The 19602-nt window shown below is 73.5% G+C and carries 22 protein-coding genes and 2 tRNA genes; 15 read left to right on the top strand and 9 right to left on the bottom strand.

Translation table 11 applies throughout. The features are described from left to right. Positions 1-6 precede the first annotated feature (6 nt). From Q5694_RS22940 to Q5694_RS22920, 5 genes are all read left to right on the top strand, one after another. Positions 7-885 (top strand): Cgl0159 family (beta/alpha)8-fold protein, encoded by an 879-nt coding sequence (locus tag Q5694_RS22940; RefSeq protein ID WP_333935106.1) that lies wholly within the window; start codon positions 7-9, stop codon positions 883-885. 96 nt (positions 886-981) lie between these two features. Continuing rightward, positions 982-1875, top strand: a complete 894-nt coding sequence (gene iolB / locus Q5694_RS22935) for a 5-deoxy-glucuronate isomerase (RefSeq protein ID WP_333935105.1) — start codon at positions 982-984, stop codon at positions 1873-1875. After that, entirely contained in the window at positions 1872-3743 is a 1872-nt protein-coding gene (gene iolD / locus Q5694_RS22930) for a 3D-(3,5/4)-trihydroxycyclohexane-1,2-dione acylhydrolase (decyclizing) (protein WP_333935104.1), read from the top strand. The genes iolB and iolD overlap by 4 nt, the downstream gene beginning before the upstream one ends. 49 nt (positions 3744-3792) lie before the next feature. Further along, positions 3793-5286 (top strand): CoA-acylating methylmalonate-semialdehyde dehydrogenase, encoded by a 1494-nt coding sequence (locus Q5694_RS22925; protein WP_333935103.1) that lies wholly within the window; start codon positions 3793-3795, stop codon positions 5284-5286. 21 nt (positions 5287-5307) lie between these two features. Next, positions 5308-6093: a GntR family transcriptional regulator gene (locus Q5694_RS22920; RefSeq protein WP_333935102.1), complete on the top strand. Its 786-nt coding sequence runs from the start codon at positions 5308-5310 to the stop codon at positions 6091-6093. A 355-nt stretch (positions 6094-6448) separates the two neighbouring features. Here the strand turns inward: Q5694_RS22920 and Q5694_RS22910 are convergent. Next, positions 6449-6522 (bottom strand) — tRNA-Pro (locus Q5694_RS22910). Between the two features lie 98 nt (positions 6523-6620). Between Q5694_RS22910 and Q5694_RS22905 the strand changes: the two genes are divergently transcribed. Further along, positions 6621-7160 (top strand): DUF309 domain-containing protein, encoded by a 540-nt coding sequence (locus Q5694_RS22905; protein WP_333935101.1) that lies wholly within the window; start codon positions 6621-6623, stop codon positions 7158-7160. Positions 7161-7211: 51 nt separating this feature from the next. Here the strand turns inward: Q5694_RS22905 and Q5694_RS22900 are convergent, their stop codons facing one another. Continuing rightward, a complete protein-coding gene (locus tag Q5694_RS22900) occupies positions 7212-7985 on the bottom strand; it encodes a sulfite exporter TauE/SafE family protein (protein WP_333935100.1) in 774 nt (257 codons plus the stop codon). Between the two features lie 87 nt (positions 7986-8072). Continuing rightward, positions 8073-9260: a thiolase family protein gene (locus Q5694_RS22895; protein ID WP_333935099.1), complete on the bottom strand. Its 1188-nt coding sequence runs from the start codon at positions 9258-9260 to the stop codon at positions 8073-8075. 160 nt (positions 9261-9420) lie between these two features. Between Q5694_RS22895 and Q5694_RS22890 the strand changes: the two genes are divergently transcribed. From Q5694_RS22890 to Q5694_RS22860, 7 genes are all read left to right on the top strand, one after another. Beyond that, positions 9421-9702: a WhiB family transcriptional regulator gene (locus tag Q5694_RS22890; RefSeq protein ID WP_443040920.1), complete on the top strand. Its 282-nt coding sequence runs from the start codon at positions 9421-9423 to the stop codon at positions 9700-9702. After that, on the top strand, positions 9699-10181 hold the full coding sequence (locus tag Q5694_RS22885; RefSeq protein ID WP_333935098.1) for a Dps family protein: 483 nt from the start codon (positions 9699-9701) through the stop codon (positions 10179-10181). The genes Q5694_RS22890 and Q5694_RS22885 overlap by 4 nt, the downstream gene beginning before the upstream one ends. A 50-nt stretch (positions 10182-10231) precedes the next feature. After that, positions 10232-10576, top strand: coding sequence for a DUF3140 domain-containing protein (locus Q5694_RS22880; RefSeq protein WP_333935097.1), 345 nt, complete (start codon positions 10232-10234; stop codon positions 10574-10576). Between the two features lie 2 nt (positions 10577-10578). Next, entirely contained in the window at positions 10579-11220 is a 642-nt protein-coding gene (locus Q5694_RS22875; RefSeq protein WP_333935096.1) for an endonuclease, read from the top strand. 188 nt (positions 11221-11408) lie between these two features. Beyond that, positions 11409-12230, top strand: coding sequence for a hypothetical protein (locus tag Q5694_RS22870; protein ID WP_333935095.1), 822 nt, complete (start codon positions 11409-11411; stop codon positions 12228-12230). Between the two features lie 147 nt (positions 12231-12377). Beyond that, positions 12378-13190, top strand: coding sequence for an SAM-dependent methyltransferase (locus Q5694_RS22865; protein WP_333935094.1), 813 nt, complete (start codon positions 12378-12380; stop codon positions 13188-13190). 174 nt (positions 13191-13364) lie between these two features. Beyond that, positions 13365-13892, top strand: a complete 528-nt coding sequence (locus Q5694_RS22860) for an NUDIX hydrolase family protein (RefSeq protein WP_333935162.1) — start codon at positions 13365-13367, stop codon at positions 13890-13892. Positions 13893-13979: 87 nt separating this feature from the next. On the opposite strand, the gene Q5694_RS22855 is transcribed toward Q5694_RS22860, so the two are convergent. After that, positions 13980-14053, bottom strand: a tRNA-Pro gene (locus Q5694_RS22855). A 139-nt stretch (positions 14054-14192) separates the two neighbouring features. On the opposite strand from Q5694_RS22855, the gene Q5694_RS22850 reads away from it, so the two are divergent. Together Q5694_RS22850 and Q5694_RS22845 are read left to right on the top strand one after the other, a co-directional pair. Further along, positions 14193-14897 (top strand): transketolase, encoded by a 705-nt coding sequence (locus Q5694_RS22850; RefSeq protein ID WP_333935093.1) that lies wholly within the window; start codon positions 14193-14195, stop codon positions 14895-14897. A 63-nt stretch (positions 14898-14960) separates the two neighbouring features. After that, on the top strand, positions 14961-15872 hold the full coding sequence (locus tag Q5694_RS22845) for a transketolase family protein (protein ID WP_333935092.1): 912 nt from the start codon (positions 14961-14963) through the stop codon (positions 15870-15872). Positions 15873-15893: 21 nt separating this feature from the next. Here the strand turns inward: Q5694_RS22845 and Q5694_RS22840 are convergent, their stop codons facing one another. Genes Q5694_RS22840 through Q5694_RS22820 form a run of 5 tightly spaced genes read right to left on the bottom strand, consistent with a single transcriptional unit; the run spans position 15894 to position 19571 of the window. Next, entirely contained in the window at positions 15894-16253 is a 360-nt protein-coding gene (locus Q5694_RS22840) for an MmcQ/YjbR family DNA-binding protein (protein ID WP_333935091.1), read from the bottom strand. A gap of 30 nt (positions 16254-16283) precedes the next feature. After that, on the bottom strand, positions 16284-16811 hold the full coding sequence (locus Q5694_RS22835) for a GNAT family N-acetyltransferase (protein ID WP_333935090.1): 528 nt from the start codon (positions 16809-16811) through the stop codon (positions 16284-16286). After that, on the bottom strand, positions 16808-17383 hold the full coding sequence (locus Q5694_RS22830) for a helix-turn-helix domain-containing protein (RefSeq protein ID WP_333935089.1): 576 nt from the start codon (positions 17381-17383) through the stop codon (positions 16808-16810). The genes Q5694_RS22835 and Q5694_RS22830 overlap by 4 nt, the downstream gene beginning before the upstream one ends. Before the next feature lie 46 nt (positions 17384-17429). After that, entirely contained in the window at positions 17430-18347 is a 918-nt protein-coding gene (locus Q5694_RS22825; protein WP_333935088.1) for a LysR family transcriptional regulator, read from the bottom strand. 18 nt (positions 18348-18365) lie between these two features. Continuing rightward, positions 18366-19571, bottom strand: a complete 1206-nt coding sequence (locus tag Q5694_RS22820; protein ID WP_333935087.1) for a glycine C-acetyltransferase — start codon at positions 19569-19571, stop codon at positions 18366-18368. Positions 19572-19602: the final 31 nt, after the last annotated feature.

Below are 19602 nucleotides of genomic sequence, written 5' to 3'. Positions count from 1 at the left end.
CCTTCCTTGAACATCGGCATTCCCGAGCTGACCACGATCCGGGCCCGCAATCCCGAGGCGGTCGCCGAGGCGGCGGCCCGCCGGACGCGGCGTCCGCTGCTCGGAGACAGCGGCCGGCTGATGATCGTGGCCGCCGACCACCCGGCACGCGGCGCGCTCGCGGTCGGCGACCGCCGCCTGGCCATGGCCCACCGCGGGGACCTGCTGGAGCGGCTGTGCACCGCGCTGTCGCGGCCCGGCGTCGACGGGGTGCTGGCCACCGCCGACATCCTGGAGGACCTGCTCCTGCTCGGCGTGCTGGAGAACAAGGTGGTCATGGGCTCGATGAACCGCGGCGGCCTGGCCGGGGCCTCGTTCGAGATGGACGACCGCTTCACCGGCCATCGCGCCGAGGACATCGCCCGCCTCCGCTTCGACGCGGGCAAGCTCCTGCTGCGCATCGACTACGACGACCCCGGCTCGCTGACCACCCTGGAGTCCTCCGCCCGGGCGGTCGACGCCATGGCCGCCCGGCGGCTGCCGCTGTTCGTCGAGCCGTTCATCTCCCGCAGGGTCGGCGGCAGGGTCCGCAACGACCTGTCCGCCGAGGCCGTCACCAAGTCGATCGCCATCGCCTCGGGCCTGGGGGGCACCTCCGCCTACACCTGGCTGAAACTGCCCGTCACCGACGACCCGGACGACATGGGCGAGGTGCTGGAGGCCTCCACCCTGCCGGTCGTGCTGCTGGGCGGCGAGGTCGGCGGCGACCAGGAGGGCGCCTACGAGCGCTGGCGCAAGGCCCTGCGGCTGCCGACCGTCCAGGGGATGGTCGTCGGACGGTCGCTGCTCTACCCGGCCGGGGGCAGTGTGGAAGAGGCGGTGGACACCGCCGTCGGCCTGCTGTGAACCAGCGCGCCCCGAAGCAGTCCGCGACAACCGCCGAGCAGTCCGTGCAGCACAGCAGTCCGTGAGTCGCTTCCGCCGTGATCCGAAAGGCACACGATGACGTATCACCTTCCCGCGGGCAAGGCCGTGGGCGGCCCTTACACCGTCGACGTCACGCCCGAGTCGGCCGGCTGGGGATTCTCCAGTCTGCGGATCCTTCAGCTGCCGCCGGGCGGCACGCACACCTTCGGCACCGGTGACAGCGAGTGGCTCGTCGTCCCGCTGGCCGGCGCTTGCACGGTCGCCGCGGCGGACGACTTCGGCCAGGACACCTTCGACCTCACCGGCCGCGCCGACGTGTTCAGCGGCGTCAGCGACTTCGCCTACCTGCCGCGCGACGCCCGGGCCACCGTGACGTCCGCGGCCGGCGGGCGCTTCGCGCTGACCGGAGCGCGCTGCACGCGCCGCCTGCCCGCCCGTTACGGGCCCGCCTCCGAAGTGCCCGTCGAGCTGCGCGGCACCGGAAGCTGCTCCCGGCAGGTCAACAACTTCGGCGCGGCCGGGGTCTTCGAGTGCGACAAGCTCATCGCGGTCGAGGTGATCACCCCGGGCGGCAACTGGTCGTCGTTCCCGCCGCACAAGCACGACGAGCACCGGCCGGGCGAGGAGTCCGTGCTGGAGGAGATCTACTACTTCGAGTTCGCGCGCCACGACGGCGTCCCCGGCCTCGGCTACCAGCGCGTCTCCCCCTCCGGCCCCGGCCGGGACACCGACGTGCTGGCCGAGGTCCGCGACGGCGACGTCGTCCTCATCCCGGACGGCTGGCACGGCCCGTCGATGGCCACGCCGGGCCACCACATGTACTACCTCAACGTCATGGCGGGCCCGGAGGCCGAGCGCGCCTGGCTGATCTGCGACCACCCCGACCACGCCTGGATCCGCGACACCTGGCCGGACCAGCCGGTCGACCCCCGCCTGCCCCTCTACACCGCCCCGGAGACCTCCCGATGAGCGCCCGCACCCGCCGACTGACCACCGCCCAGGCCCTGGTGCGGTTCCTGTCCGTCCAGTACACCGAGCGCGACGGCGTGCGCCGCCGGCTGATCGCCGGGACCTGGGGCATCTTCGGCCACGGCAACGTCGCCGGGATCGGCCAGGCGCTGGTCGAGCACGCCGAGGTGATGCCCTTCCACCAGGGCCGCAACGAGCAGTCCATGGTGCACGCGGCGGTCGGCCACGCCCGCCAGCTCAACCGCCTGTCCGCGCAGGCGGTGACGACCTCCATCGGCCCGGGCGCCACCAACCTGGTCACCGGGGCCGCGCTCGCGACGATCAACCGCCTGCCCGTGCTGCTGCTGCCCGGCGACTACTTCGCCTCGCACGCGGCCGACCCGCTGCTGCAGCAGCTGGAGCACCCGACCGAGGCCGACGTGTCGGTCAACGACACCCTGCGCCCGGTGTCGCGGTACTTCGACCGGATCACCCGCCCCGAGGCGTTGATCCCCTCCGCGCTGCAGGCGATGCGGGTGCTGGCCGACCCGGCCGAGACCGGCGCCGTCACCCTCGCCCTGCCGCAGGACGTGCAGGCGGAGGCGTACGACTGGCCGGAGGAGTTCTTCGCCGAGCGCGTCTGGTACGTCCGGCGGCCCGCGCCGGACCCGGTGGAGCTGGCCGCCGCCGTCGAGGCGGTCCGGGCGGCGCGGCGGCCGCTGGTGGTGGCGGGCGGCGGCGTCCACCACAGCGAGGCCGAGGGAGCGCTGAAGGCGTTCGCGGAGGCCACCGGCATCCCCGTGGCCTCGACCCAGGCGGGCAAGGGCTCCCTGCGCCACGACCACCCCGCCGACCTCGGCGGCATCGGCCACACCGGCACGGCCGTCAGCGACGACCTCGCCCGCACCGCCGACCTGGTCATCGGGGTCGGCACCCGCTACACCGACTTCACCACCGCCTCCGGCACGCTCTTCCAGAACCCGGACGTGCGGTTCCTGAACCTCAACGTCACCGGCTTCGACGCCCACAAGCTGGCGGCCCGCACGCTGGTCTGCGACGCGCGCACCGGACTGGAGGAGCTGACCGGGGCGCTGGCCGGGCACCGCGTGCCCGAGGCGTACGAGGCCGAGTACCGCGCCGGCAAGGAGCGCTGGGACGAGGTCGTCGAGGCCGCCTTCCGGGCGTCCGACGACAGCGCGGTGCCGACCCAGACGCAGGTGCTGGGCGCGCTGGACGCCGTCGTGGGCGACGACGACGTGGTGATCAACGCGGCCGGATCGCTCCCCGGCGACCTGCACAAGCTGTGGCGTGCGCGCAGCCCCCGCCAGTACCACCTGGAGTACGGCTACTCCTGCATGGGCTACGAGATCCCGGCCGCCATCGGCGTCCAGCAGGCCGCCCCGGACACACCCGTGTGGGCGCTGGTCGGCGACGGCACCTATCTGATGATGCCGACGGAGATCGTCACGGCCGTCCAGGAGGGCCTGCCGCTGACCGTCGTCCTGCTGCAGAACCACGGCTACGCCTCCATCGGCGGCCTGTCGGAGGAGACCGGCGGCGAACGCTTCGGCACCGCCTACCGCTTCCGGGCCGCCGACGGCTCCTTCACCGGGGCCCCGCTGCCCGTCGACCTGGCCGCCAACGCCGCCAGCCTCGGCATGGACGTGCTGCGCGCCAAGACGGTGCGCGAGCTGCGCGAGGCCCTGGCCGCGGCCCGCGCCTCGCACCGCCCGACGTGCGTGTACGTGGAGACCGACCCCACCCCGACCGCTCCTCCGGCCGAGGCCTGGTGGGACGTGCCCGTCGCCGAGACCGCCTCCCGCCCGGCAGCCGTCGAGGCCCGCGAGCGCTACGACCGCGGGGCGGCCGGACGCCGCCGCCACCTGTGAACCCCCGCCACCGCCGGCCCGTGGCTCCACGAAAGGTCCCCTGCGCACGATGAAGACCATCACCCACTGGATCGACGGCAAGCCCGTCGAGGGCACCTCCGGCCGGTTCGGCCCCGTCCACGACCCGGCCACCGGCGTCCAGGAGAAGCAGGTCGCCTTCGCGTCCGACGAGGAGGTGGACGCGGCGGTCGCCTCCGCCCGGGCCGCCTTCGAGAGCTGGGGGCAGTCCTCCCTGGCCAGGCGCACGGCGATCCTGTTCAAGTACCGCGAGCTGCTGGACGCCCACCGCGACGAGATCGCCGGGCTCATCACCGCCGAGCACGGCAAGGTGCACTCCGACGCGCTCGGCGAGGTCGCGCGCGGCATGGAGATCGTGGAGCTGGCGTGCGGCATCTCCGTCCAGCTGAAGGGCGAGCTGTCCACCCAGGTCTCCTCCCGGGTCGACGTCGCCTCGATCCGTCAGCCGCTGGGCGTGGTCGCGGGCATCACGCCGTTCAACTTCCCGGCGATGGTGCCGATGTGGATGTTCCCGATCGCCGTCGCCTGCGGCAACACCTTCGTGCTGAAGCCGTCGGAGAAGGACCCGTCGGCCTCCGTGCGCCTGGCCGAACTGGCCGCCGAGGCGGGCCTGCCGGACGGTGTGCTGAACGTCGTGCAGGGCGACAGGACGGCCGTGGAGCGCATCCTGGAGCACCCGGACGTCGAGGCGGTCTCCTTCGTCGGCTCGACCCCGATCGCGAAGCACATCCAGCTCAAGGCCGTCGAGCACGGCAAGCGGGTGCAGGCCCTCGGCGGCGCCAAGAACCACATGCTGGTGCTGCCCGACGCCGATCTGGACCTCGCCGCCGACCAGGCGATCAACGCCGCCTACGGCTCCGCCGGCGAGCGCTGCATGGCCGTGTCGGTGGTCGTGGCCGTCGGCGGCATCGGTGACGAACTGGTGGCCAAGATCGCCGAGCGGGCGAGAAGGCTCAAGGTCGGCCCGGGCACCGACCCGGCCTCCGAGATGGGTCCGCTGATCACCCGCGAGCACCGGGACAAGGTGGCCTCCTACGTGGCGTCGGCCGCCGAGCAGGGCGCCGAGGTCGTCGTCGACGGCACGGGTCTGTCGGTGGAGGGCCACGAGGGCGGCTTCTTCCTCGGGGTGTCGCTGCTGGACCGGGTGCCGCTCACCGCGGACGCCTACCGGGACGAGATCTTCGGCCCCGTGCTGTGCGTGGTCCGCGCCGCGACGTACGACGACGCCGTCGAGCTGATCAACGGCTCCCGCTGGGGCAACGGCGCCGCGATCTTCACCCGGGACGGCGGCGCGGCCCGCCGCTTCCAGCTCGAGGTCAAGGCCGGCATGGTCGGCGTGAACGTCCCCATCCCGGTCCCCGTCGGCTACCACTCCTTCGGCGGCTGGAAGGACTCCCTCTTCGGCGACCTGCACGTCTACGGCAACGACGGCATCGCCTTCTACACCCAGGGCAAGGTCGTCACCACCCGCTGGCCGGACCCGTCCGACGGCGGCATCAACCTCGGCTTCCCCAGCAACTCCTGACACACGAAGGGAAGTGCGTCCATGGTGAGGACCGGTGAGCGGGCCCGTTCCGCCGCCGCACCCGCGCTCGCCTCGCTCGGCTTCGCCCTGGACCGGGTCAGCCCGGTGCCGCTGTACCACCAGCTCGCACAACAGCTGGAGAGGGCGATCGGGCAGGGGCTCCTCGCCCCGGGCGACCTCCTGGGCAACGAGGTGGACCTGTCGGTCAGCCTCGGCCTGTCCCGCCCCACCGTCCGCCAGGCCATCCAGTCCCTGGTCGACAAGGGACTGCTGGTCCGCCGGCGCGGGGTGGGCACACAGGTGGTGCACAGCAAGGTCAGGCGCCCACTGGAACTGAGCAGCCTCTACGACGACCTGGAGGCGGCCGGGCAGGGACCGGCCACGCGGGTCGTGCGCCACGAGACCGTCCCGGCGTCCGGCGACGTGGCCGCCGCCCTCGGTGTTCCCGAGGGCGGCGAGGTCGTCCTCCTGGAGCGGCTGCGCAGCACCCACGGCACGCCGGTGGCCCTGCTGCGCAACCACCTCCCGCCCGGCCTGCTCGACCTGGACGGAGCCCGCCTGGAGTCGACGGGGCTGTACCGGATCATGCGCGCGGCCGGCATCACCCTGCACAGCGCCCGCCAGCGGGTCGGGGCCCGCGCGGCCACGGAACAGGAGGCGGCACGGCTGGACGAGGCCCGGGGAGCGGCGCTGCTCACCATGCGGCGCACCGCCTTCGACGACACCGGGCGCGCGGTCGAGTACGGCACGCACGTCTACCGCGCCTCGCGTTACACGTTCGACTTCCAGCTGCTGGTGCGGACGTGACACCGGCCTTCCCCGTCGGCGCGAAGCCGTACGTCTGCACCGGCCTTCGCCTCCAGGCCTCGGGAGCGCCCCCGAAGCCGGCGCCCGGGGCGAGGGGGCGGGCGCCGGGCCCGGTGGCGATCGGATCCCGTCGCCGGCGGGCGGCTGCGGCGCCACCGGCCGAGGAGTTCCTCGCTCCGGCCGCCCTGACGGCGTCGGTCCGGAAGGCGCGGTGGTCGGAGGTGTCGATGACGTCGCCGCCGGCTTCGACGTGGCGGCCCAGGAAGGACGTGTCCTTGCGGGCGGGGTGTGGTCGGGCCCCGGACGCACAGCGGAGGCCCTCGCGGGCGTCCGCCCGCGAGGGCCTTCCTCACCGTCGGGACGACAGGATTTGAACCTGCGACCCCTTGACCCCCAGTCAAGTGCGCTACCAAGCTGCGCCACGTCCCGGTGCGCGCCACCCGCCGTGACCGGCGTGATCGCGCGGACAGCACTTTACCCCACACCCCTGGCCGCGCCGAAAGCGGGCCGCGCGGGACAATCGGCGTATGGGCAGCACAGGTAAGACGCAGTCGAGCCCGGCCGGCGGCGCACGGGACCGCGACAGCGAGGGCCGGGCCCGCAACGCCCGGCCCCGGGACGGTCTCGGACGGCCCCTGCCGTACGGCAGCGAGGGGGTGCCCCGGCAGCCGGAGGGCGTGGTCCGCACGCCGCGGGAGACCGTCCGGGAGGCGCAGCGGCTGCTCGACGAGGGGAAGCCGTTCCACGCGCACGAGGTCTTCGAGGACGCGTGGAAGTCGGGGCCCGGCGAGGAGCGGGAGCTGTGGCGGGGACTGGCGCAGCTCGCCGTGGGTCTCACGCACGCCGCCCGCGGCAACCTCACCGGCGGGGCCCGGCTGCTGCGGCGCGGGGCGGGCGCGGCCGGGGCCTGGGCGTCCGCCGCGGGGCGGCCGCGGCCGCACGGCATCGATGTCGAGGGCGTCGCCGCGTGGGCCCGGGAGCTGGCCGGCGAGGTGGAGGGCGAGGGCCGCTGTGTGGACGCGGCGGCCAGGGCGCCCCGCCTGCGGGGAGCGGACCCGGGGCGGTGACCCGCGGGCGGGCCGACCGCGTGACGACGGCGGCGGGCCCGATGCCGTTCGTCAGCGCAGCAGCAGCTGCAGGCCGCCCACGACGGTCGCCGCGATGACCAGCTGCTCGAACAGCCGCTGGTCGATCCGGTCGACCGCCCACTTGCCCAGCAGCGCGCCCGGCACCACGAACAGCACCAGTGCCAGATCCAGGAGCAGGGAACGGCCGTCGATCAGGCCGAGGCCGGCGCTGAAGGGAAGCTTGGAGACGTTGACGATGAGGAAGAAGAACGCGGACGTGCCGAGGAAGCCCAGCTTGCGGAACCCGGCGGACAGCAGGTAGAGCGACATCACGGGGCCGCCCGCGTTGGCGACCATGGTGGTGAAACCGCCCATGACCCCGTAGGAGCGGGCTTTGAGGCGCCCGGCCCGGGTGGTGACCGGCTCCGGTTGCTCCCCGGCGCCGGCGGTGCGCCTGCGCCGGACCGTCACGGCCGCCATCAGCAGCAGGATCACGCCGATCGAGGTCCGTACGGCCGCGTCGTCCGCCCACACCAGGAAGACCGTGCCGACGACGACACCGGCCGCGACCGCGGGGAACAGCCGCCACAGGGTGGGCCAGTGCGCGTGCCGCCGGTAGGTCGCGACGGCGAGGAGGTCACCCGCGATCAGCACGGGCAGCAGCACCCCGGTGGAGGCGCGGGCGGGCAGCACGGCGGCGAAGATCGCGAGGCTGACCGTGTTGGCCCCGCTGACGGCGGTCTTGGAGAAGCCGACGAGCAGGGCCGCGAAGGCGAGGGCGGCGAACTCCCAGCCGGTGATGTGCCAGAGCGTCATGGTGTTCATGCGAACACCGATGCTAGGTGCACCGAGTCGACGGGGTCAGGGCCGTCTCGCCTGGTGACCGCGGTGAACGGGCCGACGTCGAGACGGTCAGTGACGTTCGACGAGGACCGCGCTGCCCTGCCCCACGCCGACGCACATGGTCGCCAGGCCCCGTTCCGCACCCGTGCGCCGCATCCGGTGCAGCAGGGTCGTCAGGATGCGGGCGCCCGAGCAGCCCAGCGGGTGACCGAGGGCGATCGCACCGCCGCTGGGGTTGACCAGCTCCGGGTCGATGCCGAGCTGGTCGACGCAGGCCAGGGCCTGGGCGGCGAACGCCTCGTTGAACTCGGCCTCCTGCAGGTCGCCGATGCTCCAGCCGGCACGGGCGAGCACCTTGCGGGTGGCGGGGACCGGGCCGATGCCCATCACGTCCGGGTGGACTCCCGCGGAGGCGCCGGCGACGTAGCGGCCCAGGGACTCCAGGCCCAGGTCGTTCAGGGCCTCCTCGCTGACCAGGAGGAGTCCGGCGGCGCCGTCGTTCATCGGCGAGGCGTTGCCGGCGGTGACCGTGCCGCCCTCGCGGAAGACCGGCTTCAGCCGGGCCAGCTTCTCGGGAGAGGTGTCCTCGCGCACGCTCTCGTCGGCGTCGACGACCACCCCGTCGGGCCGCTCCACGGGCAGCAGTTCGTCGTCGAAGTGGCCGTTCTTGCGGGCCAGGGCGGCCAGCCGGTGGCTGCGCAGGGCGAAGTCGTCCTGGCGTTCACGGGTGATGCCGTACCGGGTGGCGACCTCCTCGGCCGTCTCGCCCATGGCGAGCAGGCCGTGCAGATCACGCATCGCCGGGTTGACCAGGCGCCAGCCGAGGCGGGTGTCGGCGGTCTCCATACGGTGCGGCAGGGCCTCGTCGGGCCGGGGCAGCACGAAGGGGGCGCGGCTCATCGACTCCGAGCCGCCCGCCACCACGATCTCGGCCTCACCCGCGGCGATGGTGCGGGCGGCCGTGGTCACGGCCTCCAGGCCGGAGGCGCACAGGCGATTGACGGTGGCACCGGGCACGGACTCGGGCAGGCCGGCGAGCAGGACGGCCATGCGCGCGACGTTGCGGTTGTCCTCGCCGGCCTGGTTGGCCGCGCCCCAGTAGACGTCGTCGATCCGGGCGGGGTCCAGGGCGGGGACGTCGGCCACCAGGGCGCGCACGACGCGCGCGGCGAGGTCGTCGGGCCGGACCGAGGACAGGGAGCCGCGCAGTTTGCCGATGGGGGTGCGGCGGGCGGCCGCGAAGTGGACGGGACGCACGAGAGGACTCCTCACACCGCCTGTTAATTAGCACCGCTAGTTTCGGACTATAGACCCTCGGCGGGCCTCCTGTGAAGAATGCAGGGGTGACGGGGCGCCCGCAGGACGGTATCGCAGGCCGTCATGCGGGATACGGCCTTCCGTATCCGAGTTTGCACCGATGCGCCCGGGGCACCCGCGCGTCCATGGAGTGGTTGCGGAGCGCCGCCTGCGTGGACGAGGACCCCGAGTTGTTCTTCCCGTCGGCACGGCGGGACCCGCCCTTCGGGACGTCACGGCCGCCAAGCGGGTCTGCGCCCGCTGCCCGGTCACCGAAGCCTGCCTGAGCTACGCGCTGAGCAACGGGCGGGCGTCGGGCGTGTGGGGCGGCACCTGCGAGGAGGAGCGCGACGCACTGCTCGGGAAGACGACGAACGACGTGAGAAGGAGAAGCGCCCTATGACGGCTGTCAGGAGCACCCTGCCCGACGAGGCCCGACGGGTCTCCTGCGAGGCACTCCAGGACACCCTGGTGGATCTGCTCGGCCTGTCGCTGACCGGGAAGCAGGCGCACTGGAACATCGTCGGACCGCGGTTCCGGTCCATCCACCTCCAGCTCGACGAACTGGTCGCCGCCGCGCGCACCTTCGCCGACACGGTGGCCGAACGGTCCGCCGCCCTCGGTGTACCGCCGGACGGCCGCCCGGAGACCGTCGCGAAGGCCTTCACGCTGCCCGCCCCCAAGGAGGGCTGGGTGCGCGACGCGGACGCCGTGCAGGTCATGGTCGATGCGCTCCAGGACGCCGTGGCCCGGCTGCGCGAGCGCATCGACGCGACCGAGAAGGCGGACCCGGTCACCCAGGACCTGCTCATCGCCATCACCGCGGAACTGGAGAAGCAGCGCTGGATGTTCGCCGCGGAGAACGTCCCGGGCGAGAGCTGACCGCCTCCCGCCCGCGTGGAGCACCGACGTACGCACGGAAGGGGCAGGCGATGACCGACGCCCTCGAACTCGACGCGCTGTGGGAGGACTTCCACCGCGCGGTCAACATGACCTCGCAGGAACTCGCGGCCTGGCTGCGGGTCCGGGACGCCGGCGAGGACACCGAACCGCTGCCCGAGCAGGCGGGCACCGACACCGGGCAGCACGTCCTGGCGATCCTGCAGAAGCGGCGCACGGATCTGACCGAGGACGACCTGCGGGTCATGCGCGAGGTCGTCGACACCGTCGACGGGCAGACCGACCCGGAGAACGAGCCCGAACCCGAGTCGGCGGACGGCGGCACCCGCCGCCGCCACCGGCTGATGACGCTCGGCCACGACCCGTTGAAGGCGTAGCCGTGGGGCGGCGGGAGCACGTCCTGCGCCGGCTCCTCGACGCGCACGGCCGCACCTACGCCGACGAGGCGGGCATCCGGCTGCGGGACACGCCTCAGCCGTTGTACCGCCTGCTGGTGCTCTCGCACCTGCTCAGCGCCCGCATCCGCGCGTCGGTCGCGTTGGCCACCGCCCGTGCCCTGCACGAGGCGGGGCTGCGCGACCCGCGGCGGATGGCGGCGGCCTCCCGGCGGCAGCGCGTGGACGCGCTCGGCCGGGGTGGCTACCGGCGCTACGACGAGCGCACCGCCACCCAACTCGGCGATGGCGTACAACTGCTGAGCGAGAGATGGGGTGGGGACCTCAGAAGGCTGCGGCGGGAGGCGGACGGCGAGGTCAGCGAACTGCGCCGTCTGCTCCAGGAGTTCCCCGGGATGGGGCCGGCCGGGGCGGACATCTTCCTGCGCGAGGCACAGGGCGTCTGGCCGGACCACGCCCCCTTCCTGGACGCCAAGGCGCTGCAGGGCGCCGAGCGGCTCGGCCTGCCCCGGGACCCCGAGCGTCTCGTGGCCCTGGCCGGGGACACCGGCCCGGCCGTCCTCGCCGCCGCGCTGGTCCGTGCGGCGGTCGGCAGGGGCGTGGCGGACGACGCCCTCGGCGACTGACCGACGCCCGGCCCGCCGATCCCCGAGCGGGTCCGGCGGTTCGCCTGCCTGCCCCCCCCCCCGACGGGGCTGTCCTCCGGCGGGTGGCCGGGCCGTCGGGCTCACCCGAACGGTCCGGCGCCGGTGGTGGGCCGCACGTGCCGGTGGTGCGCTGGGGACACGCGCCACGTCCCCAGGAGGCACTTCCCATGACCCGTCGATCGCGCCGGCTCGCCCGCACCCTGACCACCGCCCTGGCGGCAGGCACGCTGGTGGCCACCGCCGCCTGCTCCGACGGCGGGGACACGGACGGCGGCACACGCGTCACCGGGGTCGAGGCCTCACAGGTCGCCGGGAAGCGGCAGACCCCCTCCCCCACCGCCACCCTCAGCACCGACGGCGCCAGGGCCGCGCTGATCACCGAGGCGGACATCGAGGACGACTGGACCCAGGTCAAGGACACCGAGGCCGAGAACTGGCACGACAACCTGCTCATCGGCAGGGTCGACGTCAACGACTTCCTCAGCGGCAGGAACCAGGCCGCCGACTGCCGGCGCCTGATGGACTCCCTCTTCGACGACGACCTGCTCGGCAGGCCCTCGGGCGCCTCCCAGCTGCGCGGCTTCGCGCAGGGCGACTCCCGCCTGCTGTACCAGGTCGCCTCCTACGACCGCACCGACCCCCAGGACTCTCTGACCTGGATGTCGACCCTGCCGGACAAGTGCGACCAGTTCACCGTGACCGACGGCGGCGACTCGCGGACGGTCCAGGTCATCGAGACCTCGCTGCCCGACGTCGGCGACGACCGGCAGGGCCTGCGCGTGACCGTGCGGGGCGACGCCGGGGGCGACCCCGCCACCCTCACCCTGGACGTCGCGGCCGTACGCGTGGGCGACGACGCGATCACCGTCACCGCCGGCGGCCTCGACGGGGACGAGAACGACTCCACCAGACAGGCCGTCGAGCAGGGCACCCAGCGGCTGGAAGACGTCCTGGCCGGCAGGTCGCCCGCCGCGAGCCCCACCGACTAGCCCCGCACCCCGGCGACCGGACCCTCACGGACCTCCCTCCTGCACCCGCCGTGCCCGCTGTTGCCGATTCGCGGGACACCGTGATCATCGGAGCGGCACAATGGCGGCCATGACCGGTCGGTCGTTCGTGCGAGGAGAGGACGAGTCGTGAGTGATGGCCACACCCCTTCGGGAGGATCGGCGCGGCTGAACACCGGTGTGGCGCACAACGCCCGCGTGTGGAACTACTGGATCGGCGGCAAGGACAACTACGAGGTCGACCAGCAGGTCGGCGAGCACGTCGCCGGCATGTTCCCGATCATCCGGGACATCGCCCGGGCGGACCGGGACTTCCTGGGCCGGGCCGTGTCGTTCCTGGCCGGTGAGCGCGGGGTGCGGCAGTACCTCGACATCGGCACGGGCCTGCCGACCGCGGACAACACCCACGAGATCGCCCAGCGGATCGCACCGGACTCCCGCATCGTCTACGTCGACAACGACCCCATCGTGCTGGTGCACGCCCGCACACTGCTCACCGGCACGCACGAGGGCGTCACCGCCTACATCGACGCCGACGTGCACGACCCGCAGGCCATCGTCGAACGGGCCGCGGACACCCTCGACTTCACGCAGCCGGTCGCCGTGATGATGCTGGGCATCCTCAACTTCGTCCTGGACGCCGACAAGGCACGCGAGATCGTGCGCCGTGTGATGGCCGCCGTGCCCTCCGGCAGCTTCCTGGTCCTCACCCACCCGACGTTCGACGACGAGCTCGGCGGCGCGGGCCAGATCCCGGCGATGGAGTTCTGGAACGAGAACGCCACTCCCCCGATCACCGCCCGCAGCGGTGCGGACATCGCCGGGTTCCTCGACGGTCTGGAGCTGCTGGAGCCGGGTCTGGTGTCCTGCGGGCAGTGGCGCGCCGCCCCCGGTGCGGCCGTGGTGGTGCCGCAGTACGGCGCGGTGGCCGTCAAGCCCTGACACGTCCGGCGGGCCGCCGTGCCGTACGGGGGCACCCGGCACGGCGGCCCGGCTGCCGGCGGATCCGCCGACAGCCGAAGGACGATTGAGCGGGCGTGTGGACGGTCACAGTTCTCCTGGAGCGGCTACCCAGGAAGTCCGAACGGCTGAAAGTATGATCAAGCGATGTCTGACATGACCGAAACCACGCCCGGCTGGCTGTCCTCCGACGAGCTGGAGATGGCGCGCGCCCGCATGCCGATCCTGTACGTCGAGGCCGTGCCCGTGCGCGTCGACGACAGCGGCGAAGTCACCAGTGTCGGCCTGCTGCTGCGGATAGGGCCCGACGGGACGGTCAGCCGGACGCTGGTGTCCGGCCGCGTGCTGCACCACGAACGGGTCCGCGACGCCCTGCTGCGGCATCTGGAGAAGGACCTCGGTCCGGTCGCGCTGCCCCGCGTCCCGGCGTCGCTGCAGCCGTTCACGGTCGCGGAGTACTTCCCGACGCAGGGCGTCACGGCGTACCACGATCCCCGCCAGCACGCGGTCTCACTCGCGTACATCGTGCCGGTGACCGGCGACTGCCGGCCCCGCCAGGACGCGCTGGACCTGGTGTGGTTCAGCCCCCAGGAGGCGCTGTCGCAGGCGGTGCAGAGCGAGATGCCGGGCGGCCACGGGGTGCTGCTGAAGCAGGCGCTGTCCCACGCGGGCTGCGTGATCTGACGCCGCTCGTGGCCTTCGGCCTCCGGCGGCCACGAGCACGACGACCAGCGGGTCAGCCGATGCCGGCTGACCCGCTGGTCCTTTCTGTCGGGACGACAGGATTTGAACCTGCGACCCCTTGACCCCCAGTCAAGTGCGCTACCAAGCTGCGCCACGTCCCGTTGCCCGTCTGACCTGCGGTTTCCCGCGGCCGAACGCGCAGGGAAACAATACCGCACTCACACCGGTGATCGCGCACCCGTTTTCGCCACCCCCACACCGCTTGACCTCGACCTTGCTTGAGGTTGCACGCTCGGGGACATGACGGACACGACACTGACCTCGACGTACGGGTACGCGGACCTGCCGGGGCTGATGGCCCTGATGACCGGCGACGAGAAGCACGGACCGGCCGCCACCTCCACCCTGGACGTGCTGTGGGTGCTCTACGACCGGGTGCTGCGGGTGCATCCCGCGAAGGCCTCGGACCCGGAGCGGGACCGGTTCCTGCTGTCGAAGGGGCACGGGCCGATGGCGTACTACGCCGTGCTGGCCGCCAAGGGGTTCCTGCCGGTGGAGTGGCTGCCCGGCTTCGGCTCCTACGACTCCCCGCTGGGCCACCACCCCGACCGCACGCTGGTTCCGGGGGCCGAGATCGGCAGCGGCTCACTGGGGCACGGGCTGCCGATCGCCGTCGGCACCGCGCTGGGGCTGCGCGCCCAAGGGCTGCACGAGCCGCGGGTGTGGACCCTCGTCGGCGACGCCGAGCTGGACGAGGGCAGCAACCACGAGGCGATCGCCTTCGCCGGGCCGGCCGGGCTCGACCGGTTGCACACCGTCGTCGTCGACAACGCCTCGGCGACCTATGCGCGGCCGGGCGGGATCGCCGCCCGGTTCGAGGCGGCGGGCTGGTCCGCGCTGACCGTCGACGGCCGCGACCACGAGGCCCTGTACGCCGCGTTCACCGCCCCGCACCCGGGCCGTCCGCACGCGGTCGTGGCGCGGGTCGAGCCGAAGGGCGCCTGATCCGGCCGTCCGTCCACCCCGCGGCCCGATGCCGCCCGATCCTCGAAAGGGACCTGAACCTCCATGGACACCATGCGTGACCGTTTCGCTTCCGTCGTCTCCCGGCTGCTCGACGAGGACCCCCGGGTCGCCGTGGTCCTCGCCGAGATCGGCGTGAGCGGCTTCACCGAAGCCGCCCGGCGCCATCCCGGCCGGGTCGTCAACGTCGGCATCCGCGAGCAGCTCCTGGTCGGGGCGGCGGCGGGTCTGGCGCTGACCGGGCTGCGGCCCGTGGTGCACACCTTCGCCAGCTTCCTCGTGGAGCGGCCCTTCGAGCAGGTCAAGCTGGATCTCGGTCACCAGGACGCGGGCGCGGTCCTGGTGAGCGCGGCCGCCTCGTACGACTGGCCCGCCGGCGGCTACACGCACATGGCACCGGGCGACGTGGCGCTGCTCGGCACCCTCGACGGCTGGACCGTCCATGTGCCGGGCCACCCCGACGAGGCCGAGACGCTGCTGCGGCACGCGGTCGCCGCGGGCGACGACAAGGTCTACGTGCGGCTGTCGCTGCAGTCCGGCCGGCGGGCACTGCCCGTGGACGGCGCGCGTTTCCTGACGGTGCGCGAAGGGCGGCGCGGTGTCGTGGTCGCCGTCGGGCCGGTGCTCGACGCGGTGCTCGACGCCACCGAGGGCCTCGACGTCACCGTCCTGTACGCCACGACCGTCCGCCCCTTCGACTCGGCGGCCCTGCGCCGGGCCACGGAGGCGGCCGGGACGGACGTCGTCCTGGTGGAGCCCTACCTGGCGGGCACGTCGACGGCCGCCGCGAACGACGCGCTGTCGGCGGTGCCGCACCGGGTGCTGGGGCTCGGGGTGGGGCGCCGTGAACTGCGGCGGTACGGGCAGCTGGACGAGCACGTCGCCGCCCACGGCCTGGACGCCGCCTCGCTCAGGGAGCGCATCGCGGCCTTCACCGGCGCGGCCGCCGCCGCGTGAATCCCGGGACTCGCGGGGAGGTCATCCTGCCGCCGGGAGACCGAGCCGGGGGTGGGCCTCCAGGAGCCGGGTCGGCGCGGCCTGGCGCCAGGAGTCGGCCAGGATGTCCCGGAGTTCGCCCTCGTCCTCCAGCGCGCCGAGCCGGACGCGCACCCAGGCGAACGGGGACTCGTGGTCGGCGATCCAGAACTTGTCCGGCTCGGCGAGCACCAGTTCGTCCCGCTCCTCCTTGGGACAGCGCACGGCGATCGACGTCTCGTCCTCGGGCAGGGTGGCGAACATCTTGCCCGAGACCCGGAACGTGGGCATGTTCCAGGCGACCTTCTCGGTCGTGTCCGGCAGGGACAGGGCGATCCGTCGTACGTCTTCGGCATCCGGCATGGCAGGCACCGTAGCGGCTCGCACTGACAATCACCTGGTGGGAGTGGTCGCCGGGAGCCTCTTGTAGTAGATCGTCGTCGGCCGCAGCAGGCCCTCGGGGCTCGCCGCGTAGTCGGGGACGGTGCCCGCCGGGGTCCAGCCCGCGGAGCGGTACAGGTGCTCGGCGGGGCTGCCGGTCTCGGTGTCCAGGTGCAACAGGAAGACCCCGGCGGCGACGGCGGCGGTCTCGGCGGTGGCCAGGAGGGCGCGCCCCAGCCCGCGGCCGCGGGCTGCGGGGTGCACCATCAGCTTCACGAGTTCGGCCCGGTGGCGGCTGTTGGGCTTGGCCGCGAAGGCGAGGCCGACGGTGCCGAGCACCCGGTCGCCGTCGCCGTCCGCCCAGACGGCGAGCCGGCCCGCGGCCACGTCGGCGGCGCGCTCCTCCCACCACGCGAGCGCCTCGGCCCGGCCGAGCGGGGCGAGGAATCCGACCGAGGCTCCCCCGTGCACGGTGTCGGCGAGCAGGTCCGCCAGCCCTCCGGCGTACCGGCGCACCCCGGCGGCGTCCAGGCGCCTCACGGCCGCACCACCGCCAGCAGGTAGCGCACGCCTTCGGCGGCGGTGCACCGGAACCTGGTCGGCCCCCACACCCGCATGCGCAGGCAGTCACCGGCGGCCAGGTGGTGTTCGGTGCCCTGCTCGGTCACGTCGAGGGCGCCTTCCAGGACCCAGATGTGCTGCTCGAGGCCGGCCACGGGTGGACGGTCGTAGGCGAGGTCGGCGCCGGCGGTCAGGCGGCCCTCGACGAGTTCACCGCGCAGCGCGGGATGCGGGGGCGAGACGGAACGCCGCGCGAAGCCGGAGGCCCGGTCGTGCCAGACGGGCTGGTCGCCGGCCGGCACCACGGGCGCCGGTTCCGCCTCGACCTCGCTGAGCAGCTGCGACATGGTCCGCCCGTAGACGGCGCACAGCCGGTTCAGCAGCGCGGCCGTCGGGCTGGTCTCGGCCCGCTCGGCCCGGGACAGGGTGGAGCGGCTCACGCCGCTGCGCTCGGCCAGCTCGCCGAGGGACCAGCCGTGTGCGGCGCGCAGCTCGGCCAGGCGCGCTCCCAGCCGGACGTCCACGGGATCCGCTTCCTCGTCGCTTCTCACATCCGGGACGCTATCCCTGATGTGAGACGAATGTGTTACGGAGTCCTCACACCGGCAGCGGCTGGGCCCGGGCCGCCCCGCTCAGCGCGTCCAGCACCGGGCGGATCAGCGGGTGCTCCTCGGCTCCGCGGCGTACGGCGGCGAAGACGCGGCGGGTCGGGGCGGTGCCGTCGACGGGGCGGACGACCACTCCGGTGAGGTCCATGCCGCGCAGCGCCGAGCGCGGCACGAGGGCCACGCCCACGTCGGCCGAGGCGAGCGCGACGACGGCCCGGAAGTCGTCCGAGGAGTGCTCCATGCGGGGCTGGAACCCGGCGCTCTCGCAGGCCAGGACCACCACGTCGTGGCAGGGGTTGCCCGGGTAGGGGCCGATCCAGGGGTCCTTGCCCAGTTCGGCGAGCGGCACCTCCGCCGCCCCGGCCAGCCGATGGCTGACGGGCACGACCGCGTCGAACGGCTCGGCGTACAGCGGTACGTGGGCCAGGCGGGGATCGTCGGCGGGCGGGGCGCCCCGGTACTCGACGGCCACGGCCACGTCGACCTGCCGGTCCAGGACCATCGGCAGGCTGGCGTCGCCCTCCGCGTCCTGGACGCGGATGCGGATGCCGGGCGCCGACTCCGCCAGCCGGGCCACCGCGGGCGCCACGACCAGGGCGATGCCGGTGGCGAAGGCGGCGACCGTGACCGTGCCGGCCTCGCCCGAGCCGTAGGCGGCGAGTTCGGCCTCGGCCCGCTCCAGCTGGGCGAGGACCACGTTGGTGTGGCTGAGCAGGATCTCGCCGGCCGGGGTGAGCCGTACGCCCTTGGCGCCGCGCTCGACCAGCCGGTGGCCGGTCTCCTGCTCCAGCGCGGCGAGCTGCTGGGAGACGGCCGAGGGGGTGAGGTACAGCGCGGCGGCAGCCGCCGTCACCGTGCGGTGGTCGGCCACCGCACGGAGGATGTGGAGCCGCCGCGCCTCGATCATGCGACCGATTCTCTCAGGTCACCGGCTGTTTTCGGCCTCCAGCTCCGCCCGGGCCGCCACGAAGGCGTCCACGGCCCGGTTCACGTCGTCCGTGGAGTGCGCCGCCGACAGCTGGACGCGGATCCGGGCCTGGCCCTGCGGCACGACCGGGTACGAGAAGCCGATCACGTACACACCGCGCTCCAGCAGCAGTTCCGCCATGCGTCCGGCGATCGCCGCGTCACCGATCATCACCGGGGCGATGGCGTGGTCGCCGGGCAGGACGTCGAAGCCCTCCTCGGTCATCCGGCCGCGGAAGAGAGCCGTGTTCTCGGCCAGCCGGACACGCAGGTCGTCCGCGGACTCCAGCAGGTCCAGCACCTTCAGGGAGGCGGCCGCGATCACCGGGGCGAGCGTGTTGGAGAAGAGGTAGGGACGCGAGCGCTGGCGCAGCAGGGCGACGATCTCGGCGCGGGCGGCGACGTAGCCGCCGGAGGCGCCGCCGAGGGCCTTGCCGAGGGTGCCGGTGATGATGTCGACGCGGTCCATGACGCCGTGCAGCTCGGGCGTGCCGCGGCCGCCGGGGCCCACGAAGCCGACCGCGTGGGAGTCGTCGACCATGACCATCGCGTCGTAGCGGTCGGCCAGGTCGCAGATCTCGCGCAGCGGGGCGACGTAGCCGTCCATCGAGAAGACGCCGTCGGTGACGATCAGTCGGCGACGGGCGTCGGAGGCCTCCTTCAGGCGGGCCTCCAGCTCGGCGAGGTCGCGGTTGGCGTAGCGCAGGCGGCGGGCCTTGGACAGCCGGATGCCGTCGATGATCGACGCGTGGTTCAGCGCGTCGGAGACGACCGCGTCCTCCGGGCCGAGCAGCGTCTCGAAGACACCCCCGTTGGCGTCGAAGCAGGAGGAGTACAGGATCGTGTCCTCCTGGCCGAGGAACGCCGACAGCCTCGCCTCCAGCTCCTTGTGCACCTCCTGGGTGCCGCAGATGAAGCGGACGGAGGCCATGCCGTAGCCCCAGCGGTCCAGGGCCTCGTGGGCGGCGGCGACCACCTCGGGGTGGTCGGCGAGGCCGAGGTAGTTGTTGGCGCAGAAGTTGAGGACCTCGCCGGGGCGGCCGCCCGCGGTGACGTTCACGGTGGCGGACTGCGGGGTGCCGATGACGCGCTCGGGCTTGTGCAGTCCGGCGGCGCGGATCTCGTCGAGGGTGGCGCGCAGGTCGTCGCGCACGGAGTCGAACATCGGGAAGCTCCTAAGGTGCTCGCGGAGGAGG

This window comes from Streptomyces sp. AHA2 (assembly GCF_036857595.1).
Taxonomy (GTDB): domain Bacteria; phylum Actinomycetota; class Actinomycetes; order Streptomycetales; family Streptomycetaceae; genus Streptomyces.
The sequence above is the reverse complement of the archived record's forward strand: the minus strand, read 5'-3'. Positions and strand labels throughout refer to the sequence as shown.

What these genes read in the sequence shown, in the direction of transcription:
- iolB (WP_333935105.1), top strand. Translation starts at nt 982, where the DNA reads ATGACGTATCACCTTCCCGCGGGCAAGGCCGTGGGCGGCCCTTACACC.
- iolD (WP_333935104.1), top strand. Translation starts at nt 1,872, where the DNA reads ATGAGCGCCCGCACCCGCCGACTGACCACCGCCCAGGCCCTGGTGCGG.
- Q5694_RS22925 (WP_333935103.1), top strand. Translation starts at nt 3,793, where the DNA reads ATGAAGACCATCACCCACTGGATCGACGGCAAGCCCGTCGAGGGCACC.
- Q5694_RS22920 (WP_333935102.1), top strand. Translation starts at nt 5,308, where the DNA reads ATGGTGAGGACCGGTGAGCGGGCCCGTTCCGCCGCCGCACCCGCGCTC.
- Q5694_RS22905 (WP_333935101.1), top strand. Translation starts at nt 6,621, where the DNA reads ATGGGCAGCACAGGTAAGACGCAGTCGAGCCCGGCCGGCGGCGCACGG.
- Q5694_RS22900 (WP_333935100.1), bottom strand. Translation starts at nt 7,985, where the DNA reads ATGAACACCATGACGCTCTGGCACATCACCGGCTGGGAGTTCGCCGCC.
- Q5694_RS22890 (WP_443040920.1), top strand. Translation starts at nt 9,421, where the DNA reads ATGCGCCCGGGGCACCCGCGCGTCCATGGAGTGGTTGCGGAGCGCCGC.
- Q5694_RS22885 (WP_333935098.1), top strand. Translation starts at nt 9,699, where the DNA reads ATGACGGCTGTCAGGAGCACCCTGCCCGACGAGGCCCGACGGGTCTCC.
- Q5694_RS22880 (WP_333935097.1), top strand. Translation starts at nt 10,232, where the DNA reads ATGACCGACGCCCTCGAACTCGACGCGCTGTGGGAGGACTTCCACCGC.
- Q5694_RS22870 (WP_333935095.1), top strand. Translation starts at nt 11,409, where the DNA reads ATGACCCGTCGATCGCGCCGGCTCGCCCGCACCCTGACCACCGCCCTG.
- Q5694_RS22860 (WP_333935162.1), top strand. Translation starts at nt 13,365, where the DNA reads ATGACCGAAACCACGCCCGGCTGGCTGTCCTCCGACGAGCTGGAGATG.
- Q5694_RS22850 (WP_333935093.1), top strand. Translation starts at nt 14,193, where the DNA reads ATGACGGACACGACACTGACCTCGACGTACGGGTACGCGGACCTGCCG.
- Q5694_RS22845 (WP_333935092.1), top strand. Translation starts at nt 14,961, where the DNA reads ATGGACACCATGCGTGACCGTTTCGCTTCCGTCGTCTCCCGGCTGCTC.
- Q5694_RS22840 (WP_333935091.1), bottom strand. Translation starts at nt 16,253, where the DNA reads ATGCCGGATGCCGAAGACGTACGACGGATCGCCCTGTCCCTGCCGGAC.
- Q5694_RS22825 (WP_333935088.1), bottom strand. Translation starts at nt 18,347, where the DNA reads ATGATCGAGGCGCGGCGGCTCCACATCCTCCGTGCGGTGGCCGACCAC.
- Q5694_RS22820 (WP_333935087.1), bottom strand. Translation starts at nt 19,571, where the DNA reads ATGTTCGACTCCGTGCGCGACGACCTGCGCGCCACCCTCGACGAGATC.